We start from the raw sequence: 16,680 nt of genomic DNA, 5'->3' as shown, positions 1-16,680 counted from the left end.
GGAGATATGATGAAGAATAAAACACTAAAAATGACAACGTTATGTATGTTGGCTATAGGTATAAACCAATACGTTTCAGCTGAAACAACTCGTAGTACATTACCACTACTTAAAGCAAAGCAGCTTCCAACATGGTGTGATTCTAATTTAAAAAAAATTCAGCAACAGATTACAGACTTTGAGAAAACACCTGTTAATGCTAACGCAGCAGCGGCACCTATTTTAGCAAAATGGGATAAAATTTTTGCTCATTTTGAAGATTTTTCAGGTCCGATAAGCTTATATAGTAACGTAGACCCAGATGCAAAGTTGCGTAACGCAGCCGAAGATTGTGAAATCAAAATTAATCAATTTCACACTGATATATTTCAGAATACGAAGCTATATAACTTAATTAAAAATACACAAGCAACGGACCCAGTTGATAAAAAATATCGTCAAGATATTTTGAGCCAATTTGAAGATACAGGTGTTCAACTTGAACCTGCAAAACGCGTAAGAATGAAAGCTATTCTGGATGAATTGACTAAATTAGAACAAGAATATGCCCGTAACGTTCGTGATAACCCTGAAAAACTTGAGTTTACTCCTGAAGAGATGAAGGGTTTACCAGAAAGTTATATTTCAGGTTTGAAAAAGAATGCAAAAGGAAATTATTTGGTTGGTTTTGAATATCCAGAATATCGGCCATTTATGGAGTTGGCAGACAATGATGATGCCCGAAAAAGATATCAGATTGCTTTTACAAGACGTGGTACTGAGCAAAATTTAAAATTACTCAAGCAGGCAGTAGATTTGCGTTATGAGTTGGCACAATTGTTTGGAAAAGCAAGTTATGCGGATTGGGTTTTAAAAGATCGTATGGCTAAAACCCCTGATGCTGTAAACCAGTTTTTGGCAGACGTACAAAAAACAGTAGCACCCCTTGAACGTAAAGAAGTCGAAGAACTGAGAGCTTTTAAAGCGCAAACTTTAAAAACGCCATTAGATAAAACTGAGATAACACGTTGGAGTGAAGCTTACTGGAGCGAAAAACTTCGTAAGAGCAAATATCAGATTGATCAGGAAAAGCTTCGTAATTATTTCCCAACTTTAGCTGCTCAAAAGTGGTTGTTTGCCATTTCATCTGACCTTTACGGTATTGACTTTAAACCTGTCAAAGTTAAAGCATGGCAGGACGAAGTTGAATATTACGATGTAGTTGATAAAAAGACAGGAAAACTTTTGGGCGGCCTATATATGGATAAATTTCCTCGTGAGGGGAAATATGGTCATGCCGCGGTTTGGGGAGTATACGGTGGTAGCACTTTAACCAACCGCTTACCAGTTTCAGCATTGGTCACCAATTTTAACCGTAAAGGTTTAAATAGCGATGAGTTAGAAACTTTTGTTCATGAGTTTGGTCATGCCTTGCATGGCATTTTATCAAATACACGTTATGCCAGTCAGTCTGGAACATCCGTAGAACGTGATTTTGTAGAAGCACCTTCTCAAATGTATGAAGAGTGGGCGCGACGTAAAGAAACCTTATCTAAAGTTGCCGATTATTGTGATCCAGCATGTCCACGTGTTGATGATGAGTTAATTGCACGTTTAAAAGCGGTGCATAACTATGGGCGTGGCTTGCGTTATGCACGTCAGACACTCTATGCCCAGTACGATATGTCACTACATACTGCCGATGCCTTAAAAGTGAAACCTTTGGAAACTTGGCAAAAAATGGAAGCCGCTACAGCCTTAGGTTATGTACCAACAACTGAATTTCCTGGTCAGTTTGGGCATTTGATGGGTGGGTATCAAGCAGGTTATTACGGCTATATGTGGTCAGAGGTTTTAGCTTTAGACATGCTTTCTGCTTATGGCGATAATCTAAATAATCCGCAAGTAGGACAACGTTACCGTCAAACGATTTTATCGCAGGGTAGCCAAAAACCAGCAGCTGAGCTAGTGAAAGATTTTCTTGGTCGTGAGCCTGACAATAAAGCGTTCTTTAATGAAATTACCGGACAACGGGTTAAATAAGGAATTATCACTATGCTGGCATATGTTATTCGGCGTTTATGGCAGATGATTCCAACCATGTTGGGAGTAGTCTTACTTATTTTTATTCTTTTTAACTGGGTCGGTGGAGATCCTGCCTATATTTTAGCAGGCAAGATGTCTAATCCTGAGCAGATCGAAAACATTCGTAAGCAGTTAGGCATCGATCAGCCGTATTACGTCCAGCTCTGGATTTTCATTAAACAAATACTGACTTTTGACTATGGCGCAAGTTGGAGTACTGGCGAACCTGTTTCCCAAATTATTCTAACCAGATTAGGGCCATCGCTCACGCTTTTAATTCCGCTTACTATTTTACAAACGGTTATTTCAATTATTTTGGCATTGGCTGTTGCCGCGGTACGAGGTTCTCTAACCGACCGTATGGTCATGATGCTATGTACTATTGCTATGTCAATTAGTATTTTAGTTTACATTATTGTTTTTCAATATGTTTTAGCTTATCAGCTCAGTTGGTTTCCTGTACAAGGCTGGAGTGACACCTTTACCGAGAATTTATTTAAATTTGCCTTACTTCCAATTTTAATCATGTTGGTTGTGAGTATTGCACCGACCTTACGTTTGTATCGTAGTTTTGTGCTTGATGAAATTAATCAGGACTATGTTCGAACAGCACGTGCCAAAGGTGTAGGTGAAAGCCGAATTTTAGGTGTACATGTACTGCGTAACGCTTCAATTCCTATTATTACCGATGTGATGTCAACTTTACCTGCATTACTCATAGGCGCATTTTTAATTGAACGTTTTTTTGGTATTCCCGGTATTGGTCGAGAGGTCATTATTGCAGTTGAACGAAGTGATTTTCCTGTTATTAAGGCAATTACAGTATACATCGCAGCTGCAACCATGATTTTTAACCTGATTGCCGATTTGGTCTACAAAGTGGTTGATCCACGTGTACAGTTGAAGTAGGTGGGCTATGCTGAGCGTTTTATCAAAAAGAAAAGAACAAACAAAAGCCGAAACTCATTCATCTGGCCTGTGGAAACTTGCCATGCGACGTCTTCGGGCTGACAAAATCGCGATGTCATCACTAGTGATTGTATTGCTTTATTTTATTATCTTGATTCTATCAATGACGGGTGTGATTGCATCTGATTGGAATAAAGAAGTTGCAGTGAGTTATGCACCACCCACATTTATAGGTGCAGATAAGACAACAGATGCTGGACAAAATGCAGCGCCGGTTGACGAGGAATTACCGATAAATCCGGTAGACCCTTTAAAAGATGTTATCAAAGAACTGAATGCGCAGATTAAGCAAAGCAAGAGTTCTGGGGACGCGATTGATTACTATGGTGTGGTTGACCCATTAGCTGATGATATGAAAGCGATCGATCAGCAACTTGGCGGACATTTATTAGACCAGCAAGCAGAGCTTAAAAGTACACTTGTGTTTGGTGCTGATAAGTGGGGACAAGACGTTTTAAAGAAAACAATTAAGGGGGCTGAAACTTCAATTATTGTTGGAGTCATCTCTGCTTTACTTGCGGTAGTTATTGGTACGTTATTAGGTGCAATTTCAGGATATTTTGGCGGTTGGGTTGATGATATTCTCAACTGGTTTTATAACATTTTTACCTCAATTCCATATTTATTATTAGTACTTGCTATTGCTGCCGTGCTTCAACAAAAAGGCATTTTATCTATTGTTCTAATTTTAGGTTTAACGGGTTGGACAGGCGTTTATCGCTTAATTCGTGCCGAATATATGAAACATACTGCACGTGAATACGTTCTTGCAGCTAAAGCAATTGGCGTTGGACATTTCCGCCGTATGTTCATTCATATTTTTCCTAATGTCAGCCATATCGCTTTAGTCCAAATGTCGATTTTGGTGGTTTCTTTTATTAAATCGGAAGTTATTTTGAGTTTCTTGGGTTTTGGTGTGCCAGTAGGTGTGGTGTCTTGGGGGAGCATGTTAAATGAAGCACAAAGTGAGCTTCTTTTAGGTAAATGGTGGCAGCTAGTCGCAGCCTCTGTCGCAATGGCTGTTTTGGTTACTGCATTCTCAATGTTTACTGATGCACTTCGTGATGCGTTAGACCCAAAGCTAAAATAAGAGGAAGGTCCAAATGATAGAACAAGAATATAAGAATGCGCCGTTGCTTCATGTTAAAAATTTACGAGTAAGTTTTAAAGGCGAAGATAAGCAATATATTGAAACCGTAAAAGGAATTTCTTTTGATATTCCAGCAAATACTACGGTTGCTTTAGTCGGTGAATCAGGTAGTGGTAAATCGGTAACTTCTTTGGCAACCATGGGATTACTGCCTGTAGGGCAAAGCAAAATTGATGATCAAAGTAAAATTATATTTGAAGGCAAAGACTTACTCAGTTTGTCTCGTAAAGACATGCGGAAAATCTGTGGTAAAGATATTGCCATGATTTTTCAAGAACCGATGTCATCATTAAACCCAGTTTTTACAGTTGGTAATCAAATTGCAGAAGTGTTGTGTTTGCATATGGGATTGAGCCGTAAACAGGCTCGACAACGTGTTTTAGAGTTACTTAAAGAAGTAGGTATTCCTTCACCTGAAATTAAAATTGATGCCTATCCCAATCAGCTTTCGGGTGGTCAACAGCAACGTGTCATGATTGCAATGGCGATTGCTTGTGAGCCTAAATTGCTCATTGCCGATGAGCCCACTACGGCACTTGATGTCACGATTCAAAAGCAGATTATTGATTTACTTGAGTCATTGCGTAAACGTCGTCAAATGTCGATGCTTTTTATTACCCACGATTTGGCGTTGGTCGGTGAAATTGCAGATAAAGTCATTGTGATGCGTCATGGTGAAATTAGAGAGCAAGGCGCTGCTGAACAGGTTCTGGAACAGCCTAAAGATGTATATACCCGAGCATTACTTTACTGTCGTCCACAAATATCACAGCGTCCTTATCGATTACCTGTGACCAGTGATTTTATGTGCCAAGAAGATAATATTTTGGTTGAGAAAAGTTTTGATGCTTCAGAAATCCCGCAGCGCAAACGTGGCTTAAATGGTGATGAGCAAATTATTTTAGAAGTAAAAGATCTGAAAAAAAGCTTTTATAGTCGGAAAGGATTATTTGGCAAAGAAGAGTTTCAAGCCGTAAAAGGAGTTTCTTTTAAACTTGCTAAAGGAAAAACTTTAGGTTTAGTCGGTGAATCTGGTTCAGGTAAAACGACGGTAGGCCTATTGCTTATGCGTTTACATCAAGCTTCAGGTGGGCAGGCTTTTATTGAAGGAAAAGATATTCTTTCATTAAGTGAAAAAGAGTTTGCTAAATATCAACGGAAAATTCAGATTATCTTTCAAAACCCATATGCTTCTCTTAATCCACGCTTTACAGTTGGACAAATTTTATTAGAACCCATGCAAATTCATAACATTGGTAAAGATGATGCTGAGCGTAAACAAATTGCGCTTGGACTGCTTGAGCGAGTGAATTTACCTGAGCAAGCTTATTATCGCTATCCTCATGAATTTTCTGGCGGGCAACGTCAGCGTATAGCCATTGCACGATGTTTAACCCTAAAACCTGAAATCTTGATTTGTGATGAATCTGTTTCGGCGCTAGATGTTTCGGTCCAAGCACAGGTCCTCAACTTATTACAAGACTTACAAGATGAGTTTGGACTCAGTTATATATTTATTTCCCATGACTTATCGGTTGTGAAATATATATCTGATCAGGTCATGGTCATGAATCATGGTGAAGTTGTTGAAATTGCCAATTCGGATGAGCTCTATGCACATCCTCAACATGATTATACCAAACGCCTATTACAAGCCATTCCTCAAGGGATTCACCACGTTTCATAAGCGTAAAGTTATGTCGTTAAAGGCACTTTAGAGTGCCTTTTTATTTGGTTTATCGCGGAAATACTTATAAAATAAGAGAGTAAAAATACAGTAGTTTAGTCTTGCTATGTGTGCCAACTTTAAACCTTTAACTCTTGCCCAATTGCAGCAACTCCAGTTGCCTGTGGTCGGCTTTAGCTATGCCGAAGAGGTTTATCCTGCGGGAACAATGCCGCTATTATTTAAATCACCCCAAGGTCTGGAATGGCGTGAAGTCATGTTTGGCCTAGTTCCAAAATGGGCTGAAGATACAAACATAGCAAAACATACCTACAATGCCCGTCATGAAACGATTTTCCAAAAACCGAGTTTTCAAGAAGCTGCACTTAAATGTAAGTTCGGTGTGATTCCGGTGACTGAATTCTATGAAAGTAAATATATAAATGATAAACCTGAGCGGTGGGGTGTACGCCGTAAAGATGGACAGGCTTTTTTTATTGCAGCAATCTATGAAATTTGCAAAATAAATGAAACGATTATTCGTTCTGCAAGTATGTTGACCATGGATGCTATAGACCATCCTATGATGAAAGATTTTCACGAGCCTGGAGATGTTAAAAGATCAGTTATTGTGATCCCACATGACCGATTAGAAGAGTGGTTGAGTTTGGAATCGCCTGATATTTCAAGCTTTATCGAAGGTTTTCCAGTTGAAGAGTTTGAATGCTCACATGTACCAAAAGAAAAAATTATAAAACCTACACCACAGTTAAGCATGTTTGACTAATCTATCTAAAATAAGATGAGGTTATTGATATCAAATCTGAATCAATAACCTATATTGCTTATTCAATAGTTTTACTTAATGTTTGCACTTCTGAATCTTGAGCTAGATAGCTCAACTCAATTGGTGAAATCACAAAAGTGGTATTGTCTGAGGTCTGTTTAAATACAAAGCCATATTCAAAAGACTGGCTATTTTTACTTGGTAACCAGAATAGATAAGGACATCCTGTGTAACTACCGTCCCAACCCATTTCTCTTGCTAAAGCTAAAGCCGTATCTGATTTCGCAATGATTTCTTTGAGAGACTCTTTATCTCTTGTTGAAACATCACCATCATCATCTGCAAATGTTTGTAGGAACTCATTTAAGGGAGTGAGTTCTTCCCAGTTGTGTTCTATTGTCGAGAAATGATATCCATATAGCATCATGTGCGCTTTCTTCCATCTTGTTATTGTGTGATTGAACATAACAAGAAATACATGAAAAGAAAATGGATAAATCTGATTTAAGTTGTTTATTTTTCATAACTTATAGATTGTTTTTTGTACGAAATAAAGGCTTCTTTTAAACACTATAATTATTCATATTAGCTATATAGCATGCACAGAAAGCAGCGCTTACCTAATGATTAAGATAAATGACTATTTTAGTAAATCAAACTGTTGGCGAATACTGAATTGTTCATAATTCACCTATAATAGAAATGAAACTATGTAGAGCATATTTATGTTTATAACAACTACGCGCCCACAAGATACTTTGATTAATCAGCTTCTTCCAGTTTTGGAACAAGCGAGCCAGATTTTATTACAAGAATATCAAAATTATTCTGCGGGTTATGAGTTTACTATTCACGAAAAACAAGATGATTCACCTGTAACTCAAGCAGATTTAAAAGTGAACCTTTTCTTATTAAAGCACTTGGCAGAGATTACTCCAGACTTGCCGGTTTTGTCTGAAGAAAGTGATTATAGTGCTCGGCATGAGTGGTCCACATGCTGGATGTTAGATCCTCTTGATGGAACTAAAGAATTCATACATGAGCGTGATGAGTTTACGATCAACCTAAGTTTGATTAAGGGTAAAGAAACGATCTTTTCAGTTATTGCTGTGCCATGTGAACAAGTCGTGTACTTAGGATATTTGCAAGATTTACCTTTTAAATATAGTTTCACTCAAAAAAAGTGGTATCAATATCAAATAACTTCGTTTTCGCCAGATGAGCCTATACAAATAGGACTTAGCCATGGCAGTAAAAATCCGAAATATCAAAAATTTATTCAACCTATTGAAGATAAACATAGCATTATTCGACGAGAAGCAGGAAGTGCCTACAAATTCTGCATGATGTTGGAAGGTGAAATCGATATTTACCCGCGATTCCATCCAACCTCTGAATGGGACACAAGTTCTGGTCAAGGTTTATTAGAAAGTATAGGCGGTGGCTTACTTACCCTTGATGGAAAACCTTTTGAATATAATCAGAGACACACGGTTTTAAATAAGGGCTTTATCGCATTTCGTGATCAGGAAAGCAAAAAAATAGCATTTGAAGCATTGGCCCAAGCAGGTGTTATTGATTGAGAGTTGTGCCAGACATGTTATAGTGGCAAAGTATTGAAAAAAGATGACAAGATAAAAATGGCACTCGATTTATTGCCTAAAAGTATGTTTGAAGCAATTGATTTATTGCCTGATGCTTCAACTCCTGTAACCTTATTTACGCGTCATTCTCTAAGAGAACTTGTGGATGGGCAGGGCTTAGCTGGATATGATCTCCAACTTACTCCTCAAGGGCGTGAGCTTGCGCAGGCATGGGGTAACTATTTAATTAAAAATACAGATCGTGTTATTCAGCATTGTATTTCAAGTCCAATACAACGTTGTGTTGATACGGCTGCACTCATGATCGAAGGGGCGGATGCCGTAAGCCCTGAATTTAATACACATACGATTGAAATTATTGAGCAAGGATTACTGGTTGAGCCAGGGAGTTTTGTACTAGACATACAACAAGCTGCCCCTTATTTTAAAAAGCAAGGTGCTTTGGGTTTTATTAATAGTTTTGTAAATAATGCATTACCTGGTATGAAACACCCAATTACTGGTGTTTTAGATGTACTAGAGCTTATTTATCATACGCATCCTAAAACTCAAGGCGGGCTTAGTTTAGCTGTCAGCCATGACACTATTATTGCTGCAATTGTTGCTGTAATTTCTGGTGAAAATGAAATTAAGAAAGAAGATTGGCCTGAAATGATGGAAGGCCTATTTGTATGGTTTGAAGGCGAAGAATTTCCAAATTGCAAATTAAAATGGATTTGGAGAGGTAAGGCCTATGAGCTAAATGTAGCCAAATTTGGAAAAACGCTATAAGCTCAAAAATGATAGATAATAAAAAAAGCCCTATTGGGCTTTTTTTACATGCTTTAATTAGTTAGCTAACGCTTTAACTTGAGCATTTAAACGGCTCTTATGACGAGCAGCTTTATTTTTGTGGATGATGCCTTTATCAGCCATACGGTCGATTACAGGAACAGCTTTTTGGTAAGCTTCTGTAGCAACAGCATGATCACCACCAGCAATTGCACTTAAAGTACGTTTGATGTATGTACGAACCATAGAACGCAAGCTTGCGTTGTGTTTACGTGCAGTAACGTTTTGACGCGCACGTTTTTTAGCTTGAGCAGAGTTTGCCACTCTTGCACTCCTTGAAAATAAGTTGGTCTGGGCGGGCTGTGGTCAATCCAGTAAACTGGTGCAACCATCACCAGCCCGTAAACAAGTGCCATATTGTGATGAATAGACACCGTGAAGTCAAGCCTTGAGAACGTTTTAAGCTGTTTTAGGGGCTGTTAAAACGGTAAGAAAAGGTTAAATTTAAAACAAAGTTAAAGAGGGATGGATAAAAAATGACAGCAAGTAAGAAAAAAGCGATTGTGCTCGGAGCAACAGGGTTGGTCGGATTAGCACTTGTTGAAAAGCTCCAGCAGGCTCTAGAATTTGAAGCCATTACGCTGGTGGTTAGAAAAGAATCTCAAGTATTTAATACATATGACAAAGTTAACCAGCTCATCATAGAAGATTTCTTAATGTTGAATGATGAAGATGTGAATGGTCATACCCATGCATTTAGCTGTCTGGGAACAACATTAAAAAATGCGGGCTCAAAGCAAGGTTTCTACGCGGTAGATTATGAAATCAATGCCCACTTGGCAGATTTGGTACAAGATAAACATATTCACCTTTTATTAGTGAGCGCCCTTGGTGCAAATGCAAACTCACCAATTTTCTACAATAAAGTGAAAGGACAGTTAGAAGATTATATCGAGAGTTTGGGAATTGAAAAATTATCTATTTTTAGACCATCTTTATTGATTGGTAAGCGCAGTGATGTACGCCTTATAGAGGATTTAGGGCAAAGTCTATTTAAATTTATTGAGAATAAATGGCAAAAACCATTCAAATATAAACCTGTGACTGCGGAGCAATTGGCTCATACCATGGTCGTAGCGGCGCTAACGCAAATTGAAGCATTCAAACGATATGATAATCTGAGCATACAGAAAACTCGATAAGGGAGAATAGAAGTGTCGACAGTACCGTTTGTAACATGTGATTTATTAGATGATAACCCTGAAAAAGACTTACAAGTTGTAATTCCCTCAATGGATGGAAAGTTCTTTCAAAGTTATGGGGCGCGTAAAACTTTTGGGGGACAGGTTGTAACAGTAAAGTGTTTTGAAGATAACTCGCGTGTAAAAGAGTTATTGGCAACAGATGGTACAGATAAGGTACTCGTTGTAGATGGTGGTGCATCTATGCGTTGTGCGCTTATGGGTGACCTAATTGCGGAATCGGCAGTTAAAAATAACTGGAATGGTGTTGTAATTTATGGCTGTGTACGCGATGTCGATGCCATTGCTACCCTTGATTTGGGTATACATGCATTGGCAGCAATTCCCCAAAAAAGTAATCGTAAAGGCATTGGCGAAGTAGATACCACTTTGTATTTTGGTGGTGTCACAATTCAATCAGGCGATTATATCTATGCTGATAATAATGGAATTGTGATTTCAAAAGAAAAATTAGTGTAATCACAGTCTATAAAGGATCGCATGATGGTGAATCATCAAATTAAAGTATTACAGGCAGTTGTCTCTGCAATTGCTGAAGGTGGTCGGGGCGTAACAGGTACCGCATTTCCTCAGCAACCTGTAAAAGCCTTGAAGTTATATGAATTTGAAGGTTCACCATTTTGCCGTCGTGTCCGTGAAGTCCTTACACTTTTAAATCTGGATGTAGAAATTTATCCATGTCCTAAAGGTGGGACAAAACATCGTTCGGTCGTAAAAGAAAAAGGTGGCAAATTACGGTTTCCTTTTTTAGTAGATGAAAATACAGGTGACTACTTATATGAGTCACAAGAAATTATTCATCATTTATTTAAACACTACGGTAAGACTGGGAAGACGCCTCAGAAATTTTCGAGTTACCCTAACGTCCCTTATGCTGCATTTGCTGGGACCATATTAAATGGTGCTCGGGGAGTTTGGATAAATAAAAAAATCATTAATAGAGCTGTGCCTGAACAAAAACTTGAGTTATGGAGTTTTGAGGCAAGCCCTTATTCACGAGTTGTAAGAAGTCTACTCTGTGAGCTGGAGCTTCCTTATATTCTGCATAATGTTGCAAAAGAAAGATGGCAAGATCAAGGCCCAGCTATTTTTCGCTTAAAACCAGGTAAATATGTGCCTCTAAAAGGTGGAAAGCGAGAAAAAATATTGCCTGTTATGCAAGGTAAAATGCAGGTACCTTATTTGGTAGACCCAAATACGGGAGTGAAGATGTTTGAGTCTGCTCAAATCGTAAAATATTTAAAGAAGCAATATGGTCGTTGATTAATTAAGATAAGCTTTAGTAAGAGTTTAAGTCAATTTACTTAAACTCTTAGAAAGATCAGATTTCATAAGAACATGAATATGCTAAATTAAAGAGGTTAAATACCCCAATAAGGCATATTTTATGGAATGTATGAGAATTCAACCTGTAACGAGCAGTCCTGGTGAAAATGCACTATTTATCGTATTGGGACTCACTCAAGGTGATTCTGTAATAGAACAAGTAAAAGATTTTGCTAGTAATTTTTCAGCATTAACTAGAAGTCTAACTAATCGTTATCCAGATAGTAAGTTTAATGCCACGCTAGGTTTTAGCTCAAATGCATGGGATATCTTATTTCCAGAGCAAGCGAAGCCTCAAGAATTAGAAACATTTAAAGAACTTAAAGGGCCGAAATATACGGCTGTTTCAACACCTGGTGATCTATTTTTTCATATTCGTGCCGATCGCCAAGCTTTATGTTATGAGCTGGGTAATATAATCAATCAACAACTTGGTAAAGTGACTTATCCAATTGATGAAGTGCATGGTTTCCGTTATTTTGATGGACGGGCAATTATTGGCTTCGTAGATGGGACAGAGAATCCAGAACCAGTTATTGCAGCGCAATGGGCATTAGTGGGCAATGAAGATCCTGAATTTATCGGGGGGAGTTATGCTTTTATCCAGAAATATACACATGACATGGAAAAATGGCGTTCATTAACCGATGAAGAACAAGAAAAAGTGATTGGTCGTAAAAAGTTCAATGATATTGAGTTAGGTGATGATGAAAAGCCACTAACTGCCCATAATGTCGTAAGCAAAGCGCATGATGCGGAAGGTAATGAGCTTAAAATTATGCGAGCTAATATGCCTTTTTCAAACCCTTCAAAAAATGAATACGGCACATTTTTTATTGGTTACTCGCGTAAATTTAGTACAACCCGACAAATGCTTGAAAACATGTTCTTAGGAAATGAGCAGGGCAATCTTGATCGGTTGCTTGACTTTAGTACTGCTCAAACAGGAACTTTATTTTTTGTACCAACGGTCGATTTTCTTGATGATTTAGGTGATGACTAGTCGTTAAGCTAAAAGGCTTAAATGATGGAAGTAACTAGATTACTTCCATTGCTTTAATTGCAAATTAATATGATGTGATGAAATGTTTAAGAAGATAACGCAGCTTTTTCAAGGCTCAAAAGAAACACCAGAAAAAATTTACTTGCGAGAGAATCTATTAAAATTTGATTCTGAACGCGGTCCTATAATCAAGGATATAGTGATTAATGAGAAATGGTCAGAACATCTTGAGTATTTCTCAAACCGTAAATTGCAAAATTTTGATAATCTTCAGAAATTATTCCTAACTACTCCACAAATTAATGAAAAGATTGATCTGGAAATCGCAACCCAACGTTATGTAGAAAGATTGGGAAATACACAAGAAAAGCTACTTCAGCTTAAAGCGATTATACAAATATTAAATCAATATTACGTTTTGTTTTTGCGTGATAAATAATCATAGTTGATTGATTAAAAAATATAAAAAGTAGAGCTAACTAGTAGTTTGATTTTCAAAAAAATAACTCATTTCACTAAAAACATCATGCTACTATTAGGCTCATATCTTCTTAGCTGATAAAAGCCATATACATGTTTCAACAAGAAATCTCTCAATTGAATTTACAACAGCTCAAAGCCGGTGAAAAGCGTTGGGTGGGGTCGTTATTAGGTTCATCTGCTGCATTATTATTTAAAGAAATTGCTGTTCAGCATTCTTCTTTACTTGTTGTGGTCGCTAGAAATAACCAACATGTTGCTCAATTAGAAAGTGAACTTGAGTTTTATGGCATAAAACCGACAATTTTCCCTGATTGGGAAATCTTGCCTTATGATCGTTTGTCACCTCATCAAGATATTGTTTCAGAACGTCTTGCAATTTTATCTAATATGCCTCAGAAGGGTGTATTGCTCATTTCAGCAAGTACTTTAGCTCAAAGAGTTGCACCGTATTCATGGGTTTTGGGTGAACACTTTGATATTCATGTTGGACAGAAATTCGATTTAGAACAGCAAAAGTTACGTTTAGTACAAGCCGGTTATCATTTGGTAGACACTGTTTATGATCATGGTGAGTTTGCTGTACGTGGCAGTATTATGGATATTTTTGCGTCAGGGCAAGAAGCGCCTATTCGTATTGATCTGTTTGATGATGAAATTGATACATTAAAATTCTTTGATCCAGAAACGCAAAGAACAACGAAGCCTTTAAAAAGTTTTACAGTTTTACCAGCAAAAGAATTTCCGCTAAAAGAAGCCCGTTCAATTTTTAGAGATCGGTATTCTGAACTTTTCCCTACGGCTAATCCTAAGAAAAACCCGATTTATCAAGATGTCCTAGAGGGAATTGCTTCACCAGGAATTGAATTTTATTTGCCATTGTTTTTTGATAAAGCACAAATGCAATCGCAAAGTACACTTACAACGTACTTCCCAACGAATTGCATTGTAATTACAACTAATGATATAGATACTGATTTAACTAATTTTTGGAAAGAAGTTTTTCGTCGTTATGAAGACAGACGTCATAACGTAGATCAGCCAATTCTTCCCCCTGAAGAATTATTTATTGCTCCAAATCATCTGCTCAGTGCTTTAAATCAGTTTCCACGGATGTTGGTGAGCGCCGAAATCGTTGAAGAAAAAGCTGGCGCGTTAAATCTTAAGGTAGAGCAGCCACCCAAGTTACCAGTTGATCCCAAAAAAGAAAAACCATTTGCGGTAGTCAAAAAATATATTGATGAAGCAAATCATCCGGTCTTGTTGGTTGCAGAAAGTGCAGGTCGACGTGAAAGCTTAAGAGATGGTTTGCGTGCCAGTTTAGGAGATATCCCAGGCGTAGATAGTTTTGAGCAATTTCAGACTAGTCAGTTTGCGATTGCTATTACAAATGCACCGCTAGACCGTGGTTTACTTTTAACAGACCAATTGTCGGTTATTTCAGAAAATCAGTTATATGAACATCGGGTAGTTCAGCGTCGTCGTAAACGCCAGCAAGAAGTTTCAGAAGAGTTCTTAATTCGCAGTTTGACTGAATTAAGTATTGATGCCCCTGTTGTCCATATTGATCATGGTGTGGGGCGTTATGCAGGATTAGTTACTTTAGCAATTGAAGGGCAAGATTATGAGTTCTTGCAACTAAATTATGCTGAAGGGGCAAAAGTTTATGTGCCTGTGACTAATTTGCATCTTATTAGTCGTTATAGTGGTGGAGACCCAGATTTAGCTCCACTTCATAAAATTGGAAGTGATGCGTGGAGTAAAGCTAAACGCAAAGCTTTAGAACAAATCCATGATGTTGCAGCCGAATTATTACATATACAAGCACGTCGTCAGTCAAAACCCGGTTTTGGCTTTGAACTCGATCAATCGCTTTATATGCAATTTGCCAGTGGATTTGCTTACGAAGAAACACTCGATCAGGCGAATGCTATTGAAGCCACGCTTCACGATATGCAACAAGCTAGACCTATGGATCGACTTGTTTGTGGCGATGTTGGTTTCGGTAAAACTGAAGTAGCAATGCGAGCTGCGTTTGTTGCTGTGCAAAACGGTAAGCAAGTTGCTGTTTTGGTACCTACAACTTTACTTGCACAACAACATTATGAGTCTTTTAAAGATCGTTTTGCTGATTGGCCTGTGCGTATAGAAGTGTTGTCACGCTTTGGCTCAAATAAAGCCCATACAAAAAATATTGAAGATTTAATTGCTGGTAAAGTGGATATTGTGGTGGGAACACATAAACTTTTACAAGAAAATGTGCAATTTCAAGACTTGGGCCTAATGGTGGTCGATGAAGAACATCGATTTGGTGTGCGTGATAAAGAGCGCATCAAAGCATTGAGAGCTGATGTCGATATGTTGACGCTTACCGCAACACCAATTCCACGAACTTTAAATATGGCTTTTTCGGGAATGCGTGATCTATCTATCATTGCTACACCACCAGCTCGTCGTTTAGCGGTTAAAACATTTGTACAAGAACATACGGAAGCTTCTATTAAAGAAGCGATCTTGCGTGAATTGCTACGTGGTGGCCAAGTATACTTCTTACATAATGAAGTCGATACGATTGAAAGGGCTGCTGAAAACATCCGTGTTCTTGTGCCTGAAGCTCGTGTAGCAGTAGCTCATGGCCAAATGAGAGAAAGAGAGCTCGAACAAGTCATGCAGCAGTTCTACCACAAAGAATTTAATGTATTGGTATGCTCAACCATTATTGAAACCGGAATCGATGTTCCAAATGCCAACACAATTTTGATAGAAAGGGCCGACAAACTTGGTTTAGCTCAATTACATCAATTACGAGGGCGTGTGGGACGCTCACACCACCAAGCTTATGCTTATTTACTGGTTCCTTCTATAAAACATCTAAAAGGTGATGCAGAGAAGCGTTTAGATGCAATCCAGCGTGCTTCAACTTTAGGTGCTGGTTTTATGCTAGCTACAGAAGATTTAGAAATTCGCGGTGCGGGTGAGCTTTTAGGTGAGCAACAAAGTGGTTCAATGCAGGCAATTGGATATAGTCTGTATATGGAAATGCTTGAGAAAGCCACTAAGGCAATTCAGCAAGGTAAAACCCCGAATTTTGATGCACCTTTGTCATTAACTGCGGAAATCAATTTACATATTCCAGCGCTTATTCCAGATGAGTATTTGGGTGATGTTCATCAGCGTTTGTTGTTCTATAAGCGTATTAGTAATACAGATACACAAGAAAAACTCGACAATATTCGTATGGAGTTAATTGATCGTTTTGGAGTGCCGCCACAATCTGTAAAACACTTATTTAGTGTTCATCAGATTAGGCTAAAAGCAGAGCAGTTGGGTATTACCAAAATTGATATCAATACACAAGGCGGTAATATTGAGTTTTCACCGGATACTCCAGTTCAAGCCATCAGTATTATTCAGTTAATGCAAAAAAATCCGACCTATTACCGTATGGATGGTGGGCAGCGTTTGAAGGTTATGGTTCAGCTTGAAGAACATGAAAAACGTATCCAGTTCATTAATGATTTGTTAGCGAAATTATTAACTGAAATACATGTATAAATGATGTTTTGAAGCATTTTTTACTGAGTGTAAATTTTATGTA

The 16,680-nt window shown here is 38.0% G+C and carries 15 protein-coding genes; 13 read left to right on the top strand and 2 right to left on the bottom strand.

Annotated elements, in window-relative coordinates; genetic code table 11:
* Positions 1-9: 9 nt before the first annotated feature.
* From AC07M3_RS02335 to AC07M3_RS02315, 5 genes are all read left to right on the top strand, one after another.
* Complete coding sequence (locus AC07M3_RS02335; RefSeq protein ID WP_494566904.1) at positions 10-2,022, top strand: M3 family metallopeptidase; 2,013 nt, start codon at positions 10-12, stop codon at positions 2,020-2,022.
* Positions 2,023-2,034: 12 nt separating this feature from the next.
* Positions 2,035-2,973, top strand: coding sequence for an ABC transporter permease (locus tag AC07M3_RS02330; RefSeq protein WP_494566406.1), 939 nt, complete (start codon positions 2,035-2,037; stop codon positions 2,971-2,973).
* A gap of 7 nt (positions 2,974-2,980) precedes the next feature.
* Positions 2,981-4,123: an ABC transporter permease gene (locus tag AC07M3_RS02325; protein ID WP_307009999.1), complete on the top strand. Its 1,143-nt coding sequence runs from the start codon at positions 2,981-2,983 to the stop codon at positions 4,121-4,123.
* A 13-nt stretch (positions 4,124-4,136) separates the two neighbouring features.
* On the top strand, positions 4,137-5,870 hold the full coding sequence (locus tag AC07M3_RS02320; RefSeq protein ID WP_307009997.1) for an ABC transporter ATP-binding protein: 1,734 nt from the start codon (positions 4,137-4,139) through the stop codon (positions 5,868-5,870).
* Positions 5,871-5,976: 106 nt separating this feature from the next.
* The gene (locus AC07M3_RS02315) at positions 5,977-6,636 is read left to right on the top strand and encodes an SOS response-associated peptidase family protein (RefSeq protein WP_003651527.1); all 660 of its coding nucleotides are present in this window, start codon (positions 5,977-5,979) and stop codon (positions 6,634-6,636) included.
* A gap of 58 nt (positions 6,637-6,694) precedes the next feature.
* Here AC07M3_RS02315 and AC07M3_RS02310 read toward each other — a convergent pair whose 3' ends face one another.
* The gene (locus tag AC07M3_RS02310) at positions 6,695-7,063 is read right to left on the bottom strand and encodes a hypothetical protein (protein ID WP_127491629.1); all 369 of its coding nucleotides are present in this window, start codon (positions 7,061-7,063) and stop codon (positions 6,695-6,697) included.
* Between the two features lie 298 nt (positions 7,064-7,361).
* Here AC07M3_RS02310 and AC07M3_RS02305 point away from each other — a divergent pair, with 298 nt between their 5' ends.
* Positions 7,362-8,219, top strand: a complete 858-nt coding sequence (locus AC07M3_RS02305; RefSeq protein WP_494566405.1) for a 3'(2'),5'-bisphosphate nucleotidase CysQ family protein — start codon at positions 7,362-7,364, stop codon at positions 8,217-8,219.
* Positions 8,220-8,276: 57 nt separating this feature from the next.
* On the top strand, positions 8,277-9,011 hold the full coding sequence (locus tag AC07M3_RS02300) for a histidine phosphatase family protein (protein WP_004642661.1): 735 nt from the start codon (positions 8,277-8,279) through the stop codon (positions 9,009-9,011).
* A 57-nt stretch (positions 9,012-9,068) separates the two neighbouring features.
* Here the strand turns inward: AC07M3_RS02300 and rpsT are convergent, their stop codons facing one another.
* Complete coding sequence (gene rpsT, locus AC07M3_RS02295; RefSeq protein WP_003651535.1) at positions 9,069-9,335, bottom strand: 30S ribosomal protein S20; 267 nt, start codon at positions 9,333-9,335, stop codon at positions 9,069-9,071.
* A 212-nt stretch (positions 9,336-9,547) separates the two neighbouring features.
* On the opposite strand from rpsT, the gene AC07M3_RS02290 reads away from it, so the two are divergent.
* The 6 genes from AC07M3_RS02290 (at position 9,548) to mfd (ending at position 16,637) form a co-directional block, all read left to right on the top strand.
* On the top strand, positions 9,548-10,213 hold the full coding sequence (locus AC07M3_RS02290) for a Rossmann-fold NAD(P)-binding domain-containing protein (RefSeq protein WP_209733469.1): 666 nt from the start codon (positions 9,548-9,550) through the stop codon (positions 10,211-10,213).
* Positions 10,214-10,225: 12 nt separating this feature from the next.
* Positions 10,226-10,732 carry a ribonuclease E activity regulator RraA gene (gene rraA / locus AC07M3_RS02285; RefSeq protein ID WP_045432975.1) on the top strand — a complete coding sequence of 169 codons (507 nt, stop codon included), beginning with the start codon at positions 10,226-10,228 and terminating at the stop codon, positions 10,730-10,732.
* Between the two features lie 21 nt (positions 10,733-10,753).
* On the top strand, positions 10,754-11,536 hold the full coding sequence (locus AC07M3_RS02280) for a glutathione S-transferase N-terminal domain-containing protein (protein ID WP_080758433.1): 783 nt from the start codon (positions 10,754-10,756) through the stop codon (positions 11,534-11,536).
* Between the two features lie 133 nt (positions 11,537-11,669).
* Entirely contained in the window at positions 11,670-12,602 is a 933-nt protein-coding gene (locus AC07M3_RS02275) for a Dyp-type peroxidase (protein ID WP_494566404.1), read from the top strand.
* Between the two features lie 82 nt (positions 12,603-12,684).
* A complete protein-coding gene (locus AC07M3_RS02270) occupies positions 12,685-13,041 on the top strand; it encodes a hypothetical protein (RefSeq protein WP_494566403.1) in 357 nt (118 codons plus the stop codon).
* A 134-nt stretch (positions 13,042-13,175) separates the two neighbouring features.
* Positions 13,176-16,637 (top strand): transcription-repair coupling factor, encoded by a 3,462-nt coding sequence (gene mfd, locus AC07M3_RS02265; protein ID WP_494566402.1) that lies wholly within the window; start codon positions 13,176-13,178, stop codon positions 16,635-16,637.
* Positions 16,638-16,680: the final 43 nt, after the last annotated feature.

This window comes from Acinetobacter sp. GW821-FHT09D10 (assembly GCF_059416285.1).
The sequence above is the reverse complement of the archived record's forward strand: the minus strand, read 5'-3'. Positions and strand labels throughout refer to the sequence as shown.

Coding starts and splice junctions, on each gene's coding strand:
- AC07M3_RS02335 (WP_494566904.1), top strand. CDS start 10: ATGAAGAATAAAACACTAAAAATGACAACGTTATGTATGTTGGCTATA.
- AC07M3_RS02330 (WP_494566406.1), top strand. CDS start 2,035: ATGCTGGCATATGTTATTCGGCGTTTATGGCAGATGATTCCAACCATG.
- AC07M3_RS02325 (WP_307009999.1), top strand. CDS start 2,981: ATGCTGAGCGTTTTATCAAAAAGAAAAGAACAAACAAAAGCCGAAACT.
- AC07M3_RS02305 (WP_494566405.1), top strand. CDS start 7,362: ATGTTTATAACAACTACGCGCCCACAAGATACTTTGATTAATCAGCTT.
- AC07M3_RS02290 (WP_209733469.1), top strand. CDS start 9,548: ATGACAGCAAGTAAGAAAAAAGCGATTGTGCTCGGAGCAACAGGGTTG.
- AC07M3_RS02275 (WP_494566404.1), top strand. CDS start 11,670: ATGAGAATTCAACCTGTAACGAGCAGTCCTGGTGAAAATGCACTATTT.
- AC07M3_RS02310 (WP_127491629.1), bottom strand. CDS start 7,063: ATGATGCTATATGGATATCATTTCTCGACAATAGAACACAACTGGGAA.
- AC07M3_RS02300 (WP_004642661.1), top strand. CDS start 8,277: ATGGCACTCGATTTATTGCCTAAAAGTATGTTTGAAGCAATTGATTTA.
- AC07M3_RS02315 (WP_003651527.1), top strand. CDS start 5,977: ATGTGTGCCAACTTTAAACCTTTAACTCTTGCCCAATTGCAGCAACTC.
- mfd (WP_494566402.1), top strand. CDS start 13,176: ATGTTTCAACAAGAAATCTCTCAATTGAATTTACAACAGCTCAAAGCC.
- AC07M3_RS02320 (WP_307009997.1), top strand. CDS start 4,137: ATGATAGAACAAGAATATAAGAATGCGCCGTTGCTTCATGTTAAAAAT.
- AC07M3_RS02270 (WP_494566403.1), top strand. CDS start 12,685: ATGTTTAAGAAGATAACGCAGCTTTTTCAAGGCTCAAAAGAAACACCA.
- AC07M3_RS02280 (WP_080758433.1), top strand. CDS start 10,754: ATGATGGTGAATCATCAAATTAAAGTATTACAGGCAGTTGTCTCTGCA.